This is a genomic window from Dyella terrae, from assembly GCF_022394535.1.
Lineage (GTDB): Bacteria > Pseudomonadota > Gammaproteobacteria > Xanthomonadales > Rhodanobacteraceae > Dyella.
In genome coordinates, this window is record NZ_CP089414.1 from 5,082,397 (window position 1) to 5,103,649 (window position 21,253).

The 21,253-nt window shown below is 58.7% G+C and carries 13 protein-coding genes, 1 tRNA gene and 1 pseudogene; 10 read left to right on the top strand and 5 right to left on the bottom strand.

Annotation, left to right across the window (positions count from 1 at the left end):
- Positions 1-250 precede the first annotated feature (250 nt).
- Positions 251-871 (top strand): replication protein RepA, encoded by a 621-nt coding sequence (locus tag DYST_RS22580; protein WP_239948612.1) that lies wholly within the window; start codon positions 251-253, stop codon positions 869-871.
- A 447-nt stretch (positions 872-1,318) separates the two neighbouring features.
- Here DYST_RS22580 and DYST_RS22585 read toward each other — a convergent pair whose 3' ends face one another.
- On the bottom strand, positions 1,319-1,897 hold the full coding sequence (locus DYST_RS22585; protein ID WP_239948614.1) for a hypothetical protein: 579 nt from the start codon (positions 1,895-1,897) through the stop codon (positions 1,319-1,321).
- Positions 1,898-2,366: 469 nt separating this feature from the next.
- Between DYST_RS22585 and DYST_RS22590 the strand changes: the two genes are divergently transcribed.
- Together DYST_RS22590 and trbL are read left to right on the top strand one after the other, a co-directional pair.
- Entirely contained in the window at positions 2,367-2,798 is a 432-nt protein-coding gene (locus DYST_RS22590; protein WP_239948619.1) for a hypothetical protein, read from the top strand.
- 936 nt (positions 2,799-3,734) lie between these two features.
- Positions 3,735-4,973, top strand: coding sequence for a P-type conjugative transfer protein TrbL (trbL, locus tag DYST_RS22595; RefSeq protein WP_239948621.1), 1,239 nt, complete (start codon positions 3,735-3,737; stop codon positions 4,971-4,973).
- Positions 4,974-5,477: 504 nt separating this feature from the next.
- Here the strand turns inward: trbL and DYST_RS22600 are convergent.
- The 3 genes from DYST_RS22600 to DYST_RS22610 all read right to left on the bottom strand — a co-directional run bounded on the left by DYST_RS22600 (position 5,478) and on the right by DYST_RS22610 (position 8,781).
- Positions 5,478-5,825, bottom strand: a complete 348-nt coding sequence (locus tag DYST_RS22600; RefSeq protein WP_239948623.1) for a hypothetical protein — start codon at positions 5,823-5,825, stop codon at positions 5,478-5,480.
- Positions 5,826-6,119: 294 nt separating this feature from the next.
- On the bottom strand, positions 6,120-7,226 hold the full coding sequence (locus DYST_RS22605; protein ID WP_239948625.1) for a UvrD-helicase domain-containing protein: 1,107 nt from the start codon (positions 7,224-7,226) through the stop codon (positions 6,120-6,122).
- Positions 7,204-8,781: an ATP-dependent nuclease gene (locus tag DYST_RS22610; protein ID WP_239948632.1), complete on the bottom strand. Its 1,578-nt coding sequence runs from the start codon at positions 8,779-8,781 to the stop codon at positions 7,204-7,206. Before DYST_RS22610 ends, DYST_RS22605 begins: the two co-directional genes overlap by 23 nt.
- Before the next feature lie 280 nt (positions 8,782-9,061).
- On the opposite strand from DYST_RS22610, the gene DYST_RS22615 reads away from it, so the two are divergent.
- The 3 genes from DYST_RS22615 to DYST_RS22625 all read left to right on the top strand — a co-directional run bounded on the left by DYST_RS22615 (position 9,062) and on the right by DYST_RS22625 (position 10,860).
- On the top strand, positions 9,062-9,346 hold the full coding sequence (locus DYST_RS22615; protein ID WP_239948634.1) for a hypothetical protein: 285 nt from the start codon (positions 9,062-9,064) through the stop codon (positions 9,344-9,346).
- Positions 9,347-9,351: 5 nt separating this feature from the next.
- A complete protein-coding gene (locus DYST_RS22620; protein ID WP_239948637.1) occupies positions 9,352-10,242 on the top strand; it encodes a TIR domain-containing protein in 891 nt (296 codons plus the stop codon).
- Between the two features lie 102 nt (positions 10,243-10,344).
- Positions 10,345-10,860: a DUF2971 domain-containing protein gene (locus tag DYST_RS22625; protein ID WP_239948639.1), complete on the top strand. Its 516-nt coding sequence runs from the start codon at positions 10,345-10,347 to the stop codon at positions 10,858-10,860.
- A 263-nt stretch (positions 10,861-11,123) separates the two neighbouring features.
- Here the strand turns inward: DYST_RS22625 and DYST_RS22630 are convergent, their stop codons facing one another.
- Positions 11,124-12,236: a site-specific integrase gene (locus DYST_RS22630; RefSeq protein ID WP_239948641.1), complete on the bottom strand. Its 1,113-nt coding sequence runs from the start codon at positions 12,234-12,236 to the stop codon at positions 11,124-11,126.
- Positions 12,237-12,261: 25 nt separating this feature from the next.
- Here DYST_RS22630 and DYST_RS22635 point away from each other — a divergent pair.
- The 4 genes and pseudogenes from DYST_RS22635 to DYST_RS22650 all read left to right on the top strand — a co-directional run.
- A tRNA-Ser gene (locus tag DYST_RS22635) sits at positions 12,262-12,372 on the top strand.
- Between the two features lie 482 nt (positions 12,373-12,854).
- On the top strand, positions 12,855-14,486 hold the full coding sequence (locus tag DYST_RS22640) for a ShlB/FhaC/HecB family hemolysin secretion/activation protein (protein ID WP_239948642.1): 1,632 nt from the start codon (positions 12,855-12,857) through the stop codon (positions 14,484-14,486).
- Positions 14,487-14,527: 41 nt separating this feature from the next.
- Positions 14,528-18,658 (top strand): filamentous hemagglutinin N-terminal domain-containing protein, encoded by a 4,131-nt coding sequence (locus DYST_RS22645; protein ID WP_239948644.1) that lies wholly within the window; start codon positions 14,528-14,530, stop codon positions 18,656-18,658.
- A pseudogene (locus DYST_RS22650) lies at positions 18,615-20,249 on the top strand (beta strand repeat-containing protein); the annotation flags it as partial. The gene DYST_RS22645 and the pseudogene DYST_RS22650, both read left to right, overlap by 44 nt.
- Between the last annotated feature and the right edge of the window lie 1,004 nt (positions 20,250-21,253).

The window sequence follows — 21,253 nt, forward strand, 5'->3', positions numbered from 1 at the left end:
CGTGCCGAGCGATTGATCTCTACTGGCTCGCTAATAGCAGCCACTCCTCCGGGAGATGACGAACGACACTATATGCATTCGATCTTGTGCCAGGTGGGTTTACCTGAGATCAAAGGTGAATGGCACATCGTTCGAGCGAAGATCGGGACGTGTCGCACTACTGGTCGAAGCTGGGCGCATATGGACAGGTCAAGACTATGTGCAGCAACCCCTCCCCTATGGGGCACTTCCTCGCCTCATGCTCGCGTGGATGAATACCTACGCAGTTCGGCACAACACGCCAGAGATACCAATTGGGGATAGCGCGAGCGGGTTTCTTCGCATGCTCGGCAAACAATCTAATGGTGGGAAACGAGGCAGTTTCACCATGTTTCGCAAACAGGTGCAGGCGCTGGCCGCATGTCGCATGACCCTCGGCTACAACTCTGACGATCGGGCCCACACATACGACGGCAAGCCTATAAAGCACTTCGAAGCATGGCTTTCTTCGAGAGAAAATGAGCGTTCATTGTGGCCTGGCTCAATGACGCTCTCCGACGACTATTATCAGACCCTCAAACAACACGCCGTGCCATTGGACCTACGTGCGTACACCGATCTGAAAGGTTCTGCGCTAGCCATGGACGTGTACATGTGGCTGGCGCAGCGCCTTCACCGTATCGGTCCGCGCCCGGCTATCGTGCACTGGTCCAGCTTGCGTGAGCAGTTTGGCCAGGAATACCAAGGCAAAGACCCGGGCAAGGATTTCAAGAAGAAATTCCAACTGGCATTGCGGGCGGCACTAGTTGTCTATCCGCAAGCAAAGGTTAGGCGAGTTACAGGGGGCATCATGCTGATGGCGTCTCCTCCACCGGTGCCCTTTAAAGATTAGTCATCACTGGCTGGCGAGGTGCACGGTCAGCACCGCTTGCCCCTTGCCAGCTGATGCGTGCACGCCGAATCGGCCCCCGTTGCTGTACACGCCAGCCAGAATGATCTACTGACACGAAGCCGGTCCCCGCGCAGATGCCCATAGCGGCGGTCCGGTCAGGGGCTGTTTCTAACCCTGTTAGTAACTTGAGTTATCCACGCCGAATCAGGCCCCTACGATTACGCTGAATCGGCCCCCTGCCGTAGCCATGGTCACGCCGAATCGGCCCTCTCCGGTGCGCCGAATTGGACCTCCCCTAAACCGATAGGTAGCCCATAGGTCTTCTTACCTATATATAGCTCCGATAGTTGTGCGGGAAGTTCTGTGGACAACTCCGGCTAACTTTGCCGTTAACGGCAAACTCCCGCGCTTCCAGACCGGCATATCGCAAAAATGCGACGCAGCTAGTCATGGCGTACCCTGCTCTATGCGCTTGGCAACAGTGTGATCAGCGCGGCGGTAAACATCCTCCATCTCAATTTGAAATCTGCCGTCAATGTCAGCGACGCTGGGAAGGAGTGGCAATGAATCACGAGACTCAATCCATTCACCGTGTAGACATGCCGCGAACGCCCCGAGCTGAAAATGATTTCGGACCTTGAGATAGATATCTGAAAGGATTTTGCTTTCGTCGAGATACTTGTCCAGGCCTTCTCGCACCTTCGTGTCCAGTCCGGACACCATGTCGATCATGCCCCGATATCGGCTCATATCTACAACGTAGCGTGGTTCTTTGAAGAAGTGCAGGACGCAAAGCTTTTTTACCTCCTGATCATAATTGATAGCCTCTTCTTGAACCTCTTGCTCATGGGCGAAGTCCTCGTTTGAAGATTCGCTCATGTCGTAGACGCCGAAATTTCCTTCCGCTATCCCCACCAAGAAATCGGTCACGGAATCTACGCCCAAGTCTCTAATGACCGCTTGCAACCTTTCATACGTGCCTTTTTGAACGGAGATGCATACGGCCCCTTCATCAGAAAAAGTCACGTTACCTCCTAGAACCAATGGCCAAAAAGCGGGTGACTAGCTGCGGAGACGATAAGGGCAAGCCCTTGTCGTGATGTGCAGGCGAAACCTGTACCCCGCCAAGTTTGCCGTTAACGGCAAACTTCGGCGCCCACCATCTACCTAAACGCCGCTCGCGCACAAGACCCTCCAAGATTGATTCTTTTTTCAGCCGCCTAAGGCGCCGCGGCCAGCACGTCTGGCGCCATCGACTTTGCCGTTAACGGCAAAGTCGGCGCGCACTCCTGACAAGGATGCGATTGGCCCGCAACATCGCTCATCGCTGCTTTTAAGACCAACTATTGGACGCGCACAAAACATCTTTGAGTAGTGGAACATAAAGGTTGTCGGACGTTTATCGTCCATTACGATATTAGTTATTGTTTTGACGGATATTAACTGTCGGACACGTCAATTGTGATTGTCCGACAACGTCTGACAAGGGGATTTAATGCCATACAAGCTCAGTGTTCGCATTCCTGACCATCTAAGCCATCAACTTGAAGATGCAGTCGATGAGCGCGGAGTAATCGGGGCCAGAACAGATATCGTGTGTGAAGCGCTGGCTCACTACTTCAAAGCTAATGCCGAGCGGGACTCGCGTGACGAAATGGAGGCCCGCATAGCTGCCACGCTGACACGTGTACTAAAAGATGTGATGCAGGGTCGCAATGAGGTCCAGCTTCTGACTTCCATGTTTGATTGCTTCCTGCGCGCCTACTTCATGCACACGCCACCGGTTCCACGCGAAGCCATAGACGCATCGGCAGCTGCGGCACAAGACCGGTACGCGCGACTGATCCGGCAGGTGCCGGAAGTGATGCAGGGTGGCGGTGGCATCCTGACTGAATTTCAGCGGGTTCTGGGGGAGCAGGCGCAGTGACGACTTTGCCGTTAACGGCAAAGTTCGCCCAGACGGGCCTACCAGCACGACCGACCGATTGCAAAAAAAGATCAGTGGAAAACAGTTAGAAAGTCGGCCAAATGCAATCAAAAAGCCGTTGCAGAAAATCACATATTGAAGCGATACTTCTCGTTACGTCGCATTGACCATAATGCGATATCCACACCGCGCAATGGAGGTGTTTTATGGACATCCAAATCAGAGATCCGGACACGGTATCGTTGATTAACGACTACATCCGTTACTTGAGACAGATCGATGGAATCAAAGGATCTGCAGACCAAATTGCAGAATCCATGGTTCTTGGCTTCATCGACGAACACACACAGTTTCGCAGCTGGAGGAGAACGCAAGTCCAAGCGCTAAGATAATTGCAGCACTAAATTGAAAAACTGTACGTTCCCTGCCGAAGATTAGTTTTCAACAGCCTGGCGCTAGGCAGCGCCAAGCAGTGGCCAGCAGCCCCGTTTATGGGGGAGGCACAGATCGGTGGAACGAGCCTGATCACCCTGCTCAATCAAGAGCAGCGACTCGCTCTCCATAGAAGGCCACTTGCATGAATAGTCAGCAGTCTGTCTGTGCAACTCAGACCGTAGTAACCCTCGTCGCGCCAAACCCTTTCACGATCGGATGTATGCCATCCCAGCGGCGCCCGATCTTGCCTCTCTTTTTTTGTGGCTTGTTGATGGCTGGTCTGGTTGGTTGCTCCTCAGCTCAGCAATCATCCGAACCAGAGAATCCGCTTGCTGGTTTTCATGCTCCACCAGAGCAGGACGCGCGAATGAAGGAGATCCGCGCCAACACTGCGGAAAAGAGGCCTACCGCGCCATCGAAGCGGGGTTTTGAATCAAGCTTTGAAGTTCTGAGGCATGCCCGTAAGCCAGCTTCGGCATCTTCCACAACGGGAGCAGCTCAATGAGCACGGCTTGCTTCCTTTCCAGGGCGTTGCATTCGCTGCTTGTCGCGCTGCTCATCTTCGGTATTGGTATCGGGGCCGCCTGGGCGCAGGGCGGAACCACGGCGGCACCGGGTGGCTTGCCGACGGCGAGCGGTCCGCCGGACGTCAACAATTTTTTTGATGGAATCACCATCCAGTACGTCACCGAGTCGACGAAGTGGATTGACGGCATCACCAAGGTTGCAGAGCGACTACTGGGCTGGCTAGCCATCATCGGTTTCGCGCTCGCTCTGCTGATGAACTACCTCAAGAACGCTGACAACTTTTCATCCTTGCCAGCCATCATCGTGCGACAGCTGATGGTTATTTCTTTCTTCTTGTGGACTGTGCAGAACGCCGGGCACGTGTTCGATATGATCACAAGCTACTTTCAGGAGGTTGGCGAGGCAGCGACAAGCACGAAAGCGCCCACCGCGTCCACGATCGCGACGGTTGGCATGGACTGTATGTTCCACATCATGGAATCCGTCGGAAAACTCAAGTGGTCACAGATACCGACGGTTGGCTTGGTCGCTTTGTTTGTGGCCTTGGCCCTGGTGCTCTGTTTCGTAGCGGCCGCGGCGATTCAAATGATCACCATCATTGAAGCGGCGCTAATCATGGCGGTGTCGCCAGCCATGCTCGCTTTCGGCGCGCTTTCCTACACACGTGATTTCGCAACAAGATCATTGATGTTCGGCGTAACCGTTGGTGTAAAGCTCTTGGTATTACACCTGGTTGTATCAATTGGCATGCACTTCGCCGTGCAATGGGTGGATCTTCTTACCTACACGAAGGTGGGACAGAACTTTTTTCCGAATTCTTTTTTCATTCTAGGCGGAGCCGCGGTATTCGCTTTACTGTGTTGGAAAGTGCCCGCGCTCGCTAGCTCGATCGTGAGCGGAGGGCTCAATCTGGGGGCAGCTGATTTGCTTGGTGTGGCAGCCGCAGGGGGCGCCGCTGCCGCAGGCGGTGCAGCATTGGGAGGCGCAGTCGGCGCCGCTGCAGGGAGCACGCTAAAGGGCGCTACGCAGGCGGTCGCCGCTGGAAAGGGGCTTGCAGCGGCGCAAGGCATCACGGGCTGGAGGGGTCTCAGGTGCAGGACTGGGCCATGCGTTGCAGGCGGCTGGAACAGAAGCAGCGCAAGGGATGCGTGCCAAGGTTGGTCTCGACAAGCGATCGGAACACTCCGTCGACCGCTATGGCAAAGAAGTTAGCAACCTCGGCACTCGCGCCGCCAATCGGCTTGACGCCAACGCACAGGCTTCGCGAGAGACAGGGACAGCCACCACTGCCGCAGGCCAGTCTAACGCCCCAAATATGTCCGGATCGGGCCTGGGCTCAGGCAGTGATAGTGGTCAGGGAACCAAAGATGGCACAGGTAGCAGCGGTTACGCTGATCCAGCCGCTGCGCCTGCGGCGGAAAATAATAGTGCGCAGGAAGTGCTGAGCTCGATAGCGAAAATTAAGCCAACACCGCTCAGCTCTCAGCTGCACGCGGATGCCGGAGGGGGACAGATCCAAGATGCAGTTCGACGCGTAAAACCACCACAGGTGCCGCATGATGGAGGCAGCGTCGAAGCTCCGACTATCAGGCTTGAGGGTGAGGAATAGCACTCAATGGGCCGTGCATATGAGAGGTGGCCTGTCGGCCACCTCTCATCGTCACTAATCACTTAGAGCCACCCACGAAAACAAAGAAACAAACAAAAAGAATCAATTCAGTTCATAGTATCGAGTGCGACTGTGCTCTGAGAACGGACGAAAGCGACCGCGTCCTCCGGGCTGAAAAATTCGACCACGTCGGAGCGTCCCTCGCCGTATTTGCGAGCCATCCATGACCTTCCTCCATCTTTGGCTGTCACCTCACCTACGCATCTGCCGGAATCATCCTGAATCGCGTAGAGGGGATTCTCGCGAATCTCCTTCACGGCGGTGATCCATTTGATGATGTTCCGCGCTTGAACGGGGGTAATTTCTCCTCGACCGAGAGCGGCATGCGCGGCTGCAACATCGAGCGATTCCCGTAACTTTTCCACGACATTCCGATTCGTTCTAGCCAAGCTCATCCTCTTTACTCCTTGACTGGATCGAGTGGTTTAAGCGCTCTGCGCTCACCGTCTGGTGTTTCTTCGATGAGACAACCATTCTCAATGTAGTGGATATTCAGCCCTTTGGATTTTGCCTGCCGCACAGCCTCAACTGCCGCGCGCTCCCCGGCCGCAACAATCGCCGGTGTCTGCTCAAGCAGGAATCGTAGACCCTTCCGATTCATCAAGACCTCACAAAGCGGGCTAAGAAGTGATATGAGGATTTCGGTAATGGGTGACCATCGTTCCGGCAACTCCATACTACTCCGCCGGTCATGCGGCCGATGGGGTGATTGGCATTGTGGAGTACACCTGATGACCCGGCCAGGCGCAGGTTCCCCTCATAACGAAAGCTACGCTTTGTTGCGCGCGTGTCAGTGCGACGTAGTACTTGGCCGGCGAGCTGATGCTTTTCACATCTGCAGAACGCAGGAACTTGGCCAAGGGCCCGTTGGGAAAGATCAGTACGCGCGGGTAGGTGCGCCCTTTGGATTGGCCGAAGTTGACAGCTGGTAAGCCAGCGCAGGTTTCCTTGCGGTCATAGCGAAGCACCGTTGGCGCGAATTCCTGAACATACGCAGAAACCTGCTCTGGCGCCACGATGTAAATCCCCTCGTGTCCGGTCACTTGCACGTTGCCTGATTCGGTCGGCGGCATCTGAGGAAACAAAGCATCGGCCATATCGCACAATGCTTGCACGCAACGGTGACTGATCTGGCGATGTTGAATCTGGCAAAGGTTGCGGGCCTCCCAGTCTTGAAAGAGTGCCATCATCGACACGCCCCTGTACTGCTGATGGCGCGCTGAGTGGTTGGTGGCATAGGTCGCTTGACGAGTATCGCCCACCAGCACGATCCCGATGCTACTGGACAATAGGCGTTCGATCAGATCTAGATCGTAGCCTGCCAAGTCCTGGACCTCATCGATGTAGAGCTCGTCGTACATCGCCGCCACGCGTTCGATGACCGCGCCTTGCGTGAGGTCGTCGCAGCGCAGCGCAAAGTCCGCTGCCCGATCCGAGTACATACGGCTTCCGACTAGGTAGTGGCGAAGCACCTGATTACGCGGGGCACGATTGTTGGTTCTGCCCTCCACAAAAAAGATGGATTCAACGCGTGGGTGTGCGCATAGCGCGGCCTGATAGGGACGAATGCATTCACGTAGTAGGAAGCTGTACCAGCTGTAAAGCGTTACGTGCATGGGAACTGCTCCAACATGGCGCTCGAACGCTCGACGGATCTCTTCCAAGTTCTCAAGAGTGTAGGTCAGTATCGCGATGCGACGATGGGGGCGGCTTAGGGCCTGCCGCACCAGCAAGGTTGTCTTGCCGGAGCCGGCGGCGGAGAGCAGAACTTGGTTAGGCGATGGCGCGCTGGACATAGTCTGGGAACGCGATCGAGTTCGGGCTGCTGAAGATGGCCAGTGCCGTATCGGTCTTATTGCCTTGCATGAACTTCAGCATGGCCGCTTCGTCGGCGAATTTCTTGTTCAGTACCAGATTCAACTTGTCTAGCGAATTGGCCTTGATCAGTTGCTGCTCCAATGAAGGAGCAGCCTCATCGGAGTCGTAGTAAATCTGGTTAAGAAAATCAGCGTAGCGCTCCTGCAACACTGCGATATCCCCGTCGTTGTCGGTGACCACGCGTGCATTGATCCCTAGGCGTTGGGCGATCTGCAGGAATCGCTTGAAAGCCAGCGACTTAACCGAAATTACGTCGACGCCGCGGGCCAAAGGCGACATACCGTGGTGGTCGAGGAACGCGCGCTGGACGATCAGCTCATCTGATGGTCCCTCCACCAGGATGGCTTGCTTGGCCAGGATCAATCGCAGCGTATCGTGGCCGGGCAATTTCATGAAGTAATCGTGGGTATCGGGCGGCAATTGCTCTAACTTCATGTAGCCGTTCGCACTAAACAGAATCACGTTGTCCACACCCAGCTTGTTCAGCACGAAGCTACTGTGGGTGGCGATGACCACTTGCTGGGTCGAGGACAAAGTCGCGATCTTGTCGATTAGTTGGGTCATGTTGGAGAACGACAGGTGGTTCTCTGGCTCCTCAACCAACAGTACGTGCGCCGCACTAGCCGCGCGCATGGCCAACTTCATTTTTACCGCGCTCTGTTCACCTTTGCCGGCGTGGGTGAAAGGTAGCTCATCCAAATAGGGAGACAGGCTTCCCTCCCACGTCGACCGGGCCGAAGTATCGACACCGACGCTTAGAGATTTGTTGCTGATATCGTCGTTGTTCTTGGCTAGGAACGTATTGATGGCCGTTACATCAGGTTCCAGCGCAAAGCTTTGTCGCATCCGGCGGTAGCTTAGCGAGAGCGCCACGCGCTGCTCAGTGGTGAGAACCTGATCGATGATGCCGGCGATGTAACGATCGGCGCCAGAGAGCGTCTTAGCCGCAGACGTATCGATGATCGTGGAATCAAAGGGAATACTGCGCGCGGTGACCCCATTATTGGCGAAGGAGTACCAGCGCACCGTGTAGTACTCCACCGGCAGGCCGCCATCTTGATGCTGTCGCACGTAGGCATCGAATTCCGAACGGTAATCCTCATTAAGTTCGATCAGCAGGCGAAGGCCAGCCGTGTTCGCACCTAGGGAGTTGTTGGTGCCGCGCAAGGCGGCCAGCGCCGGATCTGCTCCTAAATAAGCCTCAATCATGATCCGCTGCGGTGAGCCGAACTGTCCCTGCTTCAGTCCTGCCAGGTACGTCTGCACCGTGGGCTGATGGAACAGATAGGGGGTGATCTCGTAGGCGACGCCCCTACCGTGCAGTTGGCCGGTTACGACTGCATGGATGGCTTCTAGAAGGGTCGACTTGCCGACCTCGTTGTTGCCCACAATCAGGTTCATGTGTGCGTTGAGCGGCAAGTCTAGATGGTGAAACGCCTTGAAGTTCTCGATGACGACGCGTTCGATCGGCATTTCTCATCCTTATGGCACGGTTCCCGCGGCCAGACCGAGGGGCACGAACTCCTTGGTAATGCTAAACCAACCACGGAGGTGTTTAGGGTTATCAAGCGGGGCTGAGGCACCTACGAACCGGCGGCTCCTTGAGGTGTTGGGTCCGCTCCTAGCTAAGCCGGCCCCGACTGAAAACGCCCCAAGAAGGCCCGGCCTGTCTCATCGCGAGAGAAGGCCAAGGTAGTATTGGAGTGCTTCTTCCTACGGCGGGCGCCGACCAGGGTATTAACAAGGAATTAACATGATTGGGATTTCCGGGCTGGACCAGTTATCACGGCGGTTGGAGCAAGCGCAGGAGGCCCTGGCAGAGATTGATGGGGATTTGGACGCGGTGAATTTCGACCCCCATGATCCCGCCAGCATCGAGACGGCCATCCAGCAGGCCGAAGCGTTGATCGATGCCAAGGTTAAACCGTGGGCCGACAACCCGCTGGTGGCTCAAATCACCGATGGACTGAAAGAACAGTACCGTAACGCGATCATCAATCGTGCAGCGGAAGCGCGCCTGGAGAACGACCAGGAATGAGTGCGGTGGACCTGTTCGAGCAGATCAAGGCGGCCGTCCTCGACCTTCAAGGTGCTAACTACCAGAGTTTTGAACGCCCGTTCCGTAAGTTGGGTCTCTTGCTCGATCACGAGGATTTGGTCGCCATCAACCAGACACTGACGGAAGGCCTGGACTATCAGGCTTTTCTAGCCGAGAGCGAAAAAAACGGCGGTAGCATGGCCGGAAGTCATCGGCTCGCCTGGCCCGAAGACCCCATTCAACAGCTGGGCATGATGCTGCTGCTGTTGAAGGATCTGACCTCGCGACCTGATCAAGCCATAGACTTTGCCCATCACTATTTTGATTCCGGCCGCCACGTCATGTCCGGCCTGCACTCGATGACGCGAGACCTGATCACTCCATTTGTGCGGGACTACAAGACGTATGTCGGCAAGCACGGCACTGTGAAAGTGGCGCTGATCAGAGAGAAGTCGAACAAAGTCTTCATCGTCCATGGTCACGACGGAGAGGCACGGGAAACAGCGGCACGATTTCTTTCCAATCTAGGCCTTGTGCCGATCATTCTTCACGAACAGGCTAGCCGCGGGCGCACAGTCATTGAGAAGGTAGAAGCCCATGGCGAGGTTGGTTTTGCCATCGTGCTACTCACACCCGATGACGAGGGACGTGCCCGTGGCAACGGAGAACTGGCGCCACGTGCCCGCCAGAACGTTCTGTTAGAACTTGGCTACTTCATCGCCCGGCTCGGCCGCGAGAACGTCTGCACGTTGAGGAAAGGCCAGGTGGAGATCCCCAGCGACTTTGCAGGGGTAGTATGGACCGACATGGACAATAGCGGTGGATGGCGTGTGGCGCTTGGTAAGGAGTTGAAAGCCGCGGGCTACGAGATCGACTGGAACCAAGTGATGGGCTGATGAACACCACTAACGAAGTTGATAGTCCATCAATCAGCCAATCGTCATCTTGATCAGCGAAGTGCTACCAAGGGCTTGGCCACAAGCTGATATTTTTTCTGCATGTTGGCGACGGTCGGTAATCTTTGCGCCACACCCTATGGACAAGTCCGCGTGCACCTATATCACTTTCTAGAGGCCAAATGGGCACTGGATAACATCCGTCATCGGCGATTGAAAATATCGCGCCTGGATAAGCTCAACGACCCCTTTGAATTTTTCGCCGTAGATCTCTCAGACAAGGACTTTCGTCGAGCCTTGATTCGAACTCGCGATAAGATGGCGGCTGATCGCGGCATCATTTGTTTCTGCAATAACTGGCGCAACCCACTCATGTGGGCGCACTACGGCGACCGATACAAGGGTATTTGCCTGGGCTTTGATGTGATCGCCCCAGAAGGAACCATCGCCAAGATCGATTACGTGGAAAGGCGGCTCAAACGGCCCGCAGATTTCCTCGCGCAGACAGAGGCCGGCAAGCTCGCCTTTCTTCAGCGCCTAATCACGACGAAGTTCCATCACTGGCAGTACGAGGGCGAGCACCGGCTCCACGTCAGCCTGAGACGCAAAAGACCCTGATACAGGGCAGTACTTTTTCGACTTCGGGAAACATCTAGTGTTGCGTAAGGTCATCGTGGGCGCTGAGTCAAACGCGACGCGTAAGCAAGTTCGCGACGCGCTAGGGCCGCTGGCGTCCACGGTCGAAGCGTTCAAGAGCCGTCCAGGCTTTAGCAACTTTGAGATTGTGCGTAATCAAGACAGGCTCGCGTGGAAGTAGTTGCCGGTCGCTGAGTGAGATGCACCCAGCGTACCGTTCTAGTTAGACCTACCAGAATCTGCAGTTACCCCAGCCGCTTCGCTAGATCCGCAGCATCCGGGTGGTAGTACCGCAGAAGCATCCGCGTATCGCGATGGCCGGTGATTTTTGCCAGTTCGTGGAGCTGGAAGCGCGACGCAAGGCGAGACGTGGCTTCATGCCTAAGATCGTGAAACCGCAAGTCTCTCAAAAACTTTGGCTTCGTTTCGCGCCCATGTTCTGCGCATTCCGCTTCATATGCTTTTCTGGCTCGCTGAAGGGCACGCTCGAAAGCCTGCGTAATCCCGTCCGGATGAACGGCAAAGACCGGGCCACTTAGTGAGGGAGGTACGATCGGAACCTTGCGCCGCTGTGCCGCGCGCCCAAGTTTTGGCAACAACTCGGCAAGTACGTCCACTGCGGCCTGCGACAGCGGCACATCGCGGCTATTTCCATTCTTCGTTTCGGGCAGATGTGCCACTCGCCGATCCAGGTCGACGTGTTCCCAACGCAAGGCAGCAATTTCGCTCCGCCTCATAGCTGTTTCTACGGCAAGCGTAATAATTGTTGGTAGGACGCGCGATTCGCTCGCAGCGATAACTCGCGACAGCTCATCTTCCGTACGTCCACGTTGGCGCCCTGCAGTTGAAGACGCCACGACACGTCGCGTACGTGCATTGTTCGGCGTCGGTTTGCGAACAAGTTCGACAGGGTTAGACAGGCTCTCCATGCCCCATTCCTTCCGTGCCGTATTGAACAAGTGTGAGAGGCGCGCCAGGCGCCGCAGTACGGTAGCCGGCGCCAACCCATCTGCCAGCCAGGCATCGCGTTGTTGCGCGATGTCACCGCTGCGAATGGTGGCAACTGTCCGCTTCGCCAAAGGCGTCTGCCGCCAGAGGTGGAGTACGGACCGCTCTCTGATAGCTCCCTTTAATGCGGGCACCACTTCCGCCTCGTAACGGTCCAGGAGCGCGCCCAGCGTGGTGCTCTCCGCTTCACTGCGATCGAGCCACACACCGCGGTTCATCTCGGACTCGATCATGGCGGCCCAGGCTTCGGCTTCAGCCTTTGTATCGAAAGTCTTCGTCTGGGACGGCCAGCCGCGCCTGCGCACCTGCGCTTCCCACGAATACCGTCCCCGCCGCCGATACGTTGCCATGCTTACTGCCCTTGCCACGGATGTGGCATAAGTGTGGCATCAATTCGGTTTAAATGGATAACTGTTTGATTTTACGCATAATGTAAACGCATTCGTAATGCGTAGGTCGTAGGTTCGATTCCTATTTCCGGCACCAGCAAAATCAAAGGCTTGCGTGGGTTTTTGCCTCGCAGGCCTTTTTTGTGCCCGTGTTTTCCACGCGCACTGTAGTCCTTGATCTCGCCTTGCGCGAATGGGCTTCCGTCAGCCCCTTGTTCGTAAGAACATATCTAAAGTTCTTACGAATACTGCCGAAGAGCGGATGTGGCTTTTCAGCTTTGTCCCATACAGGGGGACTGCACGCCCTTAGCCTTTTCGTCGCTACCAGGCCTATTGATCGGACTTCCTTCGCTTGGAACGACCGACGAGCCAGATAGCGCCGGATTCACGTGACCACGCTACATGTGGCCGCGCGGGTGCTTGCATGTCCCTTCAATGGTCTGGATAGGTAGCGATGTTGTCGCTGCTTGTTCGTATCTGCAGTGAAAGGAAAGGGTTGTGCTTCAAGGACGAAAGAGGGCGCTCGCGTGGCGTCCATGGCTGACATGCGTGGGTTTGTGCTTGCCGATGGCATCCGCCATGGCGCAAGTGGCCGATACGGCGACACAGGAAATCCTGCGTCAACAGGAACGTGAGCGCGCATTGCGCGAACAACAGGCATCGCGCCCCGACGTGCGTTTGCCCGCGCCGGAGCAGGCGGTTGAAGATCGCATTCCCTCGGATGAAACGCCGTGCTTCGCCATCCAGCACATTCGTCTGGATGGCGATGACGCATCGGAGTTCCACTGGGCACTGAAAGCGGCCGACACGTCGCACGATCCCGCTACCGGTCGATGTCTGGGCACGCAGGGCATCAATGTCGTGATGAAGCGCATCCAGAATGCGATCGTCGCTCGCGGCTACGTCACCACGCGTGTGCTCGCGAAACCGCAGGATCTGCACAGCGGCGTGTTGACCCTCACCGTCGTTCCGGGTCGCATTCGCGCCATTCGGTTTGCACCGGGTGTGGATGCGCGCGCCACTTCATGGCGCGATGCGTTGCCCGCGCGCCCCGGTGACCTGCTCAACCTGCGCGATATCGAGCAGGCGCTGGAAAACTTCAAGCGCGTTCCCACCGCGGATGCTGACATCAAGATTGCTCCCGCCGATGGTGATGCCCAGGCGGGTGAAAGCGATCTAGTGATCGAGTGGAAGCAATCGTCGCCCATGCGGCTGACGTTCTCGCTCGACGACTCGGGTAGCCAGGCGACCGGAAAACTCCAGGGGGGCGCCACGTTGTCGCTGGACAACCTGCTGACGTGGAACGACCTGTTCTACGCCAACCTGGGGCAGGACGTGCTGGACGGCAACCGCAAAGGCACGCATAGCTACACCGTGCACTACGACGTGCCCTACGGCTACTGGCAACTGGGCGCCACCGCTAGCAGTTACACCTATCAACAGACCGTTGCCGGGTACGAGCAGAACTACGTCTACAGCGGCACCAGTCACAACGCCGATGTGCGGCTGAGCCGACTGCTTTATCGCAACGCCACGCTCAAATGGGGTGCGTATGTGCGGGCGTGGGAACGCGATTCCAACAACTTCGTCGATGACACCGAAGTGCTTGTGCAGCGTCGTCGCCAGGGTGGTTGGGAAGCTGGTTTCACCTATAAGCAGTTCATCGGCGCCACCACGCTGGATGCCAATGCTGCCTATCGCCGGGGTACCGGCGCCTTCAATGCCTTGCATGCGCCGGAGGAGGCCTTCAATGATGGCACCTCGCGCACCAAGCTCATCACGGTCGATGCAACCCTCACCGCACCATTCCAGCTCGGCAACCAACGCTTCCGTTACATCGGTAGCTGGCGTGCGCAATGGAATAAGACCTCGTTGGTGCCGCAGGACCGCTTCGCCATCGGCGGCCGCTACACGGTCCGCGGTTTCGACGGCGAGCTGTCGCTCACCGGTGATCGCGGCTGGCTGTTCCGCAATGACCTCGGCTGGAGCATCGGCAGCGTAGAGCTGTACCTGGGCGCAGATGTCGGCCATGTGAGTGGCCCGCCGACGCAGTGGGAACTGGGCCAGACATTGGCCGGTGGCGTGCTCGGCCTGCGCGGCGGTTGGCACGGCTGGGCGTGGGACGCCTTCGTCGGCGCACCCATCAGCAAGCCGCACGGTTTCCAGACCGACAACCCGTCCACCGGTTTCACCCTCAGTTGGTCGTACTAATCCAGCGCACGTGTCGTTTGTTTGCCTGACAGGGAAAGTCCATGAACAAGCATCTGTATCGCATCGTCTTTAACCACGCGCTAGGTGTATTCCAGGCCGTATCGGAGTTGGTTCGCCGGCCGGGACGAGGCGCATCACGGAGCGACGGTGTCGTGGCGGCAAACGTGCGTCCTGTCAGCCTGGGTCTGTGGGTTGCCTTCGGCTGGATCGGCCTTGCCTCCGTTGCGAGCGCACAGATCGCAGGCGACGCGCAGGCGCCGGGCAACCAACGCCCCACCGTCATGGCCGCGCCCAACAACGCGCCGTTGATCAACATTCAGACACCTAGTGCCGCGGGCGTATCGCGCAACACCTATAACCGCTTCGATGTCGGCAACGAAGGTGCGGTGCTCAACAACTCCCGCACCAACACGCAGACGCAGTTGGCGGGCACAGTGTCCGGTAATCCCTGGCTCGCCACCGGCACGGCCAAGGTGATTCTCAATGAAGTCACCGGACCCCATCCCAGCCAGTTGAACGGCTATATCGAGGTGGCCGGCGATCGCGCGCAGGTGGTCATTGCCAACCCCTCCGGCATCGCGTGCGATGGTTGCGGCTTCATCAACGCCAACCGCGTCACCCTGACCACCGGCGTGCCCGTGCTCAATGGCGGCTCACTGGATGGCTACCGCGTCAGCGGCGGAACCATTCAGATCAACGGTAAGGGCATGGATGCCAGCCGTGCCGATTACGCCGACATCATTGCGCGCGCAGTGCAGGTCAACGGCGGCATTTGGGCTCCGCAGTTGCAGATCACCACCGGCGCCAATCAAGTGAGCGTGGATCAGTCGCGGGTGAGTGCGACCAACGCCGACGGCAACAAGCCCGCCTTTGCGTTGGATGTCAGCGCGCTGGGCGGCATGTACGCCAATAAAATTGCCCTGCTCGGCACCGAATACGGCGTGGGTGTGCGCAATGCAGGCACCATCGGCGCTCAGGCTGGCGAATTGACCGTGACTGTTGACGGCCGGCTGGAGAACACCGGCTCGCTGCAATCGCAGGCCAATACGCAGTTAGCTGCAAGTGGCGGCGTCGCCAACGCAGGCACCATCAGCGCTGCGCGCGAACTGGGGATCGTCACCACGCAGGATGTCGACAACAGCGGCGGTACGTTGAACGCAGCGCGCATCGCCGTCGACGCAACATCAATGCGTAATGCCGGCGGCAACGTTACACAAACCAGCGCCCAAGCGATCGCCTTGCAGGTTGGCGCGCTTTCCAATCGCAATGGCGGTCGTATCGGCACCACCCAAGGTGGCCCAGTGCCGGAGGTCGACGCAAGCAATGGCGGATCTTCCGGTACACCCGATACCTCGACAGGCAACAGCGGCACTTCGACGGGGAGCGGCAGTGTCGCTTCGGGCGGCAACGGTTCGGCCGTCACGCCAGTCGCGCCGCTAGCTGACGGATCGCTGCGTATCGCGGGTCTGCTCGACAACGATGGCGGCCGCATCACAGCAGCCTCCGGCTTTGACCTGACCACGGGTAACGGCATCGCCAACGACGGAGGTCAGCTCGCCTTGCACCAGCTCACGCTCGCTGGCGGTGACTTGAGCAATCGCCATGGCGTGCTGTCTGTCGACAGGACGTCCACCGTGCACGCGGCACAGGTCATCAACGATGGTGGCCAGCTGACATTCGCCAAAGCACTGACCTTCGACGCGCAGGAACTGTCCAACCGTAGCGGCCAGTTCTTGATGGCCGACCCTACCGCCATGAAGTTCACGGTTGCCGGTGTGCTGGACAACAGCGGTGGCACGCTGGCGAGCAACGCCTCGCAATTCACATTGGGCAGCGGTGCCCTTATCAACGAAAACGGTGTCATCAATCATGCTGGCACAGACGGCTTCTCGCTTCAGACGGGCATATGGCAGGGGGCAGGCGGCACAGTCGCCACCGCTGGGGCAGCAAGCATCAGTGCGGGCAGCGTCGATCACCAGAAGGCGGTGTTGAGCGCAACGCAGCTCACCCTCCGTGCCATTAATTTCGACAACCGAGGCGGCACCATCGCGTCCTCTGGTGGTCAGACGAACATGCTGAACGTGGTCGGTTCGCTGGACAATGGCAACGGCGGCACGATCCGAAGTAACGGCAATCTTTTTATCTCGGCGGAGACCCTCGGCAACGCTGGCGGAACGGTGCAGCACGCCGGGCAGGGCGCGTTGGGTATCCACGCGATCACGCTTGATGGGACAGACGGCACTGTCGCCAGCAACGGCAACCTCAGCGTGCTTGGCGGTGCGATCAATCTCGCCAACGGCACCACCTACGCGCAATCCGTCACGTTGGATGTTGACTCGTTGATCACGTCCGGTGGCAAGCTCACCGCGTTGGGCGGCACGCCACTGGACCTCACGGTGCGTGGCCTGTTTGACAACACGCACGGTGCCGTCGCTACCAATGGCGCGCTGCGCATCAACGCGCAGTCGCTGACCAGTATCGATGGAAGCTTCACATCGGCAGGCAAGGACGCGACGGGTATTGCCGTCGCACAGACCTTCGAGAACACGCGCGGCACGCTCACTGCGATGGGCGCCACTACCGTCCATGGCGGCAGTATCGTCAACCAGGGAGGCACGATGCAGGCGGGTGGGGGCTCCACGCTCACAGTTACGGCCGATGGCCTGCTCGACAACAGCACCAAGGGTACTCTGACGTCAGATGGCGATCTTTCCATCACGGCATCCACGCTCGATAACACGCAAGGCATCATCGCCCATGCAGGAACCGGTGCGCTGACGATTCAGGTATCGGCGCTCAGCGGGCAGGGCGGAACCATCGCCAGCAACGGCCAGCTAGGTGTGCATGGCGGCGCGATCAATCTCGCCAACGGCACTACCTACGCGCAGTCCATCACGCTGGATGCGGATTCGCTGACCACGGCTGGCGGCAAACTCACTGCGTTGGGTGGCACGCCACTGGACCTCACGGTGCGTGGCATGTTCGACAACACGCGCGGTACCGTCGCCACCAATGGCGCGCTGCAGATCAATGCGCAGTCGCTGACCAACACCGATGGCGCGTTCACGGCGGCAGGTATAGGCCCGACTGGCCTCACCGTCGCGCAGGCCTTCGACAACACGCGCGGCACGCTGGCCGCGATGGGCGCCACCACCGTCCATGGCGGCAGCGTCGTCAACCAGGGTGGCACGATGCAGGCGGGCGGAGGCTCCGCGCTCACCGTTACGGCGGATGGCCTGCTCGACAATAGCGCCAAAGGCACGCTGACGTCCGATGGCGACCTGTCCGTCACTGCATCCACGCTCGACAACACGCAAGGCATCGTCGCTCACGCTGGCACCGGTGCACTGACGATCCAGACTTCTGAGCTCAACGGGCAGGGCGGCACCATCGCGAGCAATGGCCAGCTCGGTGTGCATGGCGGCGCAATCAATCTTGCTAGTGGCACCACGTACGCGCAGTCCGTCACGCTGGATGTTGATTCGTTGACTACGGCTGACGGCAAACTCACTGCGCTGGGTGGTACGCCACCAGATCTGACCGTGCGTGGTTTGTTTGACAACACGCGCGGTACCGTCGCGACTAACGGCGCGCTGCAGATCAACGCGCAGTCGCTGATCAATACCGACGGTACCCTCACGGCGGCAGGCAAAGACGCGACCGGCATCACCACCGCGCAGACCTTCGAGAACACGCGTGGCACGCTGGCCACGATGGGCACCACCACCGTCCGTAGCGGCAGCATCATCAACCGGAGCGGCACGATGCAGGTGGGCGGCGGCTCTGCGCTCACCGTAACGGCGGATGGTCTGCTCGACAACAGCCAGCATGGCGTGCTCGCTAGCGATGGCGATCTCTCCGTCAATGCATCGACGCTCGACAACACTCAAGGCACCGTTCAGCACGCCGGACAGGGTACGTTGACGATTCATGCGTCCACGCTCAACGGACAGGGGGGGCACCCTTGCCAGCAATGGTGCGCTCACGATCAGCGGCACCAGTACCAATCTGCGCGATGGCACCACTGCAGCGCAACAGATCACCATCGATACGGGCTCGCTGGTCACCGCGGGTGGCCATCTCTCCGCGCTCGGTACAGGTTTGCTGCATCTGGGCGTCAGCGGGGCGATGGACAACACCGGCGGCCACGTCGCTACCAACGGCGCGCTTGAGCTCAATGCTGGCTCCCTATCCAATGTTAGCGGTTCGATCTTGGCGGCGGGTACGAATGACAGCTCGCTGCATGTCGCCAACGCGTTCGCCAATACGCATGGCACGCTGGCAACCACCGGCGCCACCACGCTGCACGCCGCGAGCCTCGACAACACTGGCGGCACAGTGCAGTCCGCGAGCTCGGAAGCGCTGATTGTCACAACGGATGGTCAGCTCGTCAACGACAGCGGTGCGCTGGTTAGTAACGGCGCACTTGTGCTCACGAACGGCAGCCTGAGCAATCACGGCGGTGCCATCCATGCACAGCAAGGCATCACGGCCACTACGACTGGCACGCTTGATAACAGCGGCGGCGCGGTGATCGCCGGTGGCGATGTGACTGTGTCGGCTGGCACGTTGCTCAACCGCGACACCATCCAGGGCGGTCCGGCCAACAGCTCGATCGCTACGCAGGGCATCTTCGGCAACCGGGTCCAGGTGCAGGCGGACACCGTCGACAATACGCGCGGCCAGATCCACGCCAACAACACGCTTGCCTTACGCGGACGCAATCAGGCCAGCACGGCGCTCACTAATGCCGCGGGCCTGCTGGATGGAACGGGAACGGTCACGGTAGTGGCTTCAGCGTTGGACAACACTGGTGGGCAGCTGATTCAGCGGGGTGATGCCGGTACGCTTTCGCTCACCGCGAGCGGCGCGATCGGCAATACCTCCAAGGGTCTGATCGGCGCGGAAGGTGTGGCGAACATCCAGGCGGGTGCCTTCGACAATACCGGCGGCACGACCTATGCCCGGCATGATCTTACCCTCACCAGTTTCGGCAATCTGTACAACCGCAACGGCGGTCAGCTGCAAACGAATGGTGCGCTGAATCTCTCGGCTGGCGGCAGTTTCGATAATAGCGCCGGTGCCGTGGATGCTACGGGCGCCGCCACGGTGGGTGCGGCATCCATCGCCAATGTGGGCGGCCAGTTGCTTGCGGGCAATGCGGGCAATGCCAATGCGGCGTTGCAGGTAACGTCGGGCAATAGCATCGACAATCGCGGCGGCTCCATCGGCAACCGTGGTGGCGATACCAATCTTCGTGCATCGGGCATCGATAACAGCGGTGGCGGCAAGTTGATCGCGCAGCGCAATCTGAACCTGGATGGCGTCGGCTCGCTCAACAACATCGGTGCCACGACCTACGCCACGGGCAACCTTAGCTACCAAAACGGCAACGCCTGGCTCGACAACAGCGGTGGGCAATTCGGTGCGGGTGGCACGGCATGGCTCACGTCGTCGAGCATCACCAACGCCAACGGCGGCCGTATCCAGGCAGGCGCGTTCTGGCTCAACACTTCCACGCTAAACCTCGGTGGAGGTGAGATCGATGCCAATGCACTGCATGTGCAGGTATCAGCCATCAACGGCCTGGGTCGCCTCTACGGTTCGCAACTGCTCGACGCACACATCAATGGCGATTTCACCTATGCCGCTGGGCAGCGCTTCGAAAGCGACGGCGTACTCAGCCTGACGATAGGTGGCACGCTAACCAACCAGGGCACGCTGCAGACACAGGGTGAGCTGGACATTACTGCCGCGAACCTGATCAACCAGGGCAGCATCAACGCTAGCGCAGGGAACGGCAGCGCCAGCGCAAACATCTCCACCAGCGGGCTGATCGACAACCAGCGCGGTGCGTGGCTGGAAGCGGACACACTCAAGCTGTCTGCGGGCGACGTCTACAACACCGGCAACATCGTCGGCGACAACATACGCATTGATGCAAACACCCTAACCAACGGCCACGACCTGGGGTCGGCGATGGCCGCCGTGGACTACGGCGAAGGCTTTATCGGCGCGGCTAATGGGTTGGATCTACGCATCGCGCAGCGCCTGGACAACCTGGATGGCGATCTCTTCAGTGGCGGCAACCTCACCATCGCCGGACGTTGGGACGGTACGCGCCTCGCAACGCTGAACAACGTATCCAGCCGCATCCAAGGGCAGGGCAACGTCTCCATCAACGCGGACCAGATCGACAATCGTCGCCGCATCATCAACACCGCCACCTATACACTGAGCGCGGACGAGCAGGCCGCCAACAGCGGAAGCGCCACCGTGGCGCAGTACCTCTACAGCGATAGCGACCCTGGTCATAAGCCGCCGGCTGTCGGCGCCGACCAAGTCGTGGATGCAGCCGGGTTGGCCAAGGCCAAAGGGTATTGCGACAGCCACAACTACTCGTCGCTTCGCTGTATCGGCTATCCGCAGGGCCGCGGGTCGCCGGTCGTGTTCCAGTCGGTGACCACTAGCACGCTCACGCAGGTCACGGTGATCACCAGCGCCAGTGCGGGTAGCCGCATCGAGTCCGGCGGCGACATGGTGCTCAACGGCAACATTCGCAACAGCGCATCCACCATCGCCGCCACACGTAACCTCACCATCAACGGCAGCGGTGGCGGCGACGGCTGGGCCAGCGTGCAGAACATCGCCTGGAACCCTACTGGCGAAGTCACCACCATCACCAACTACCAGACCCAGTCGCAATACCTGATCGATAGCCCGCGCACTTGGCTCGATGGCCAGTGGTGGACCTACGACACGTCCAG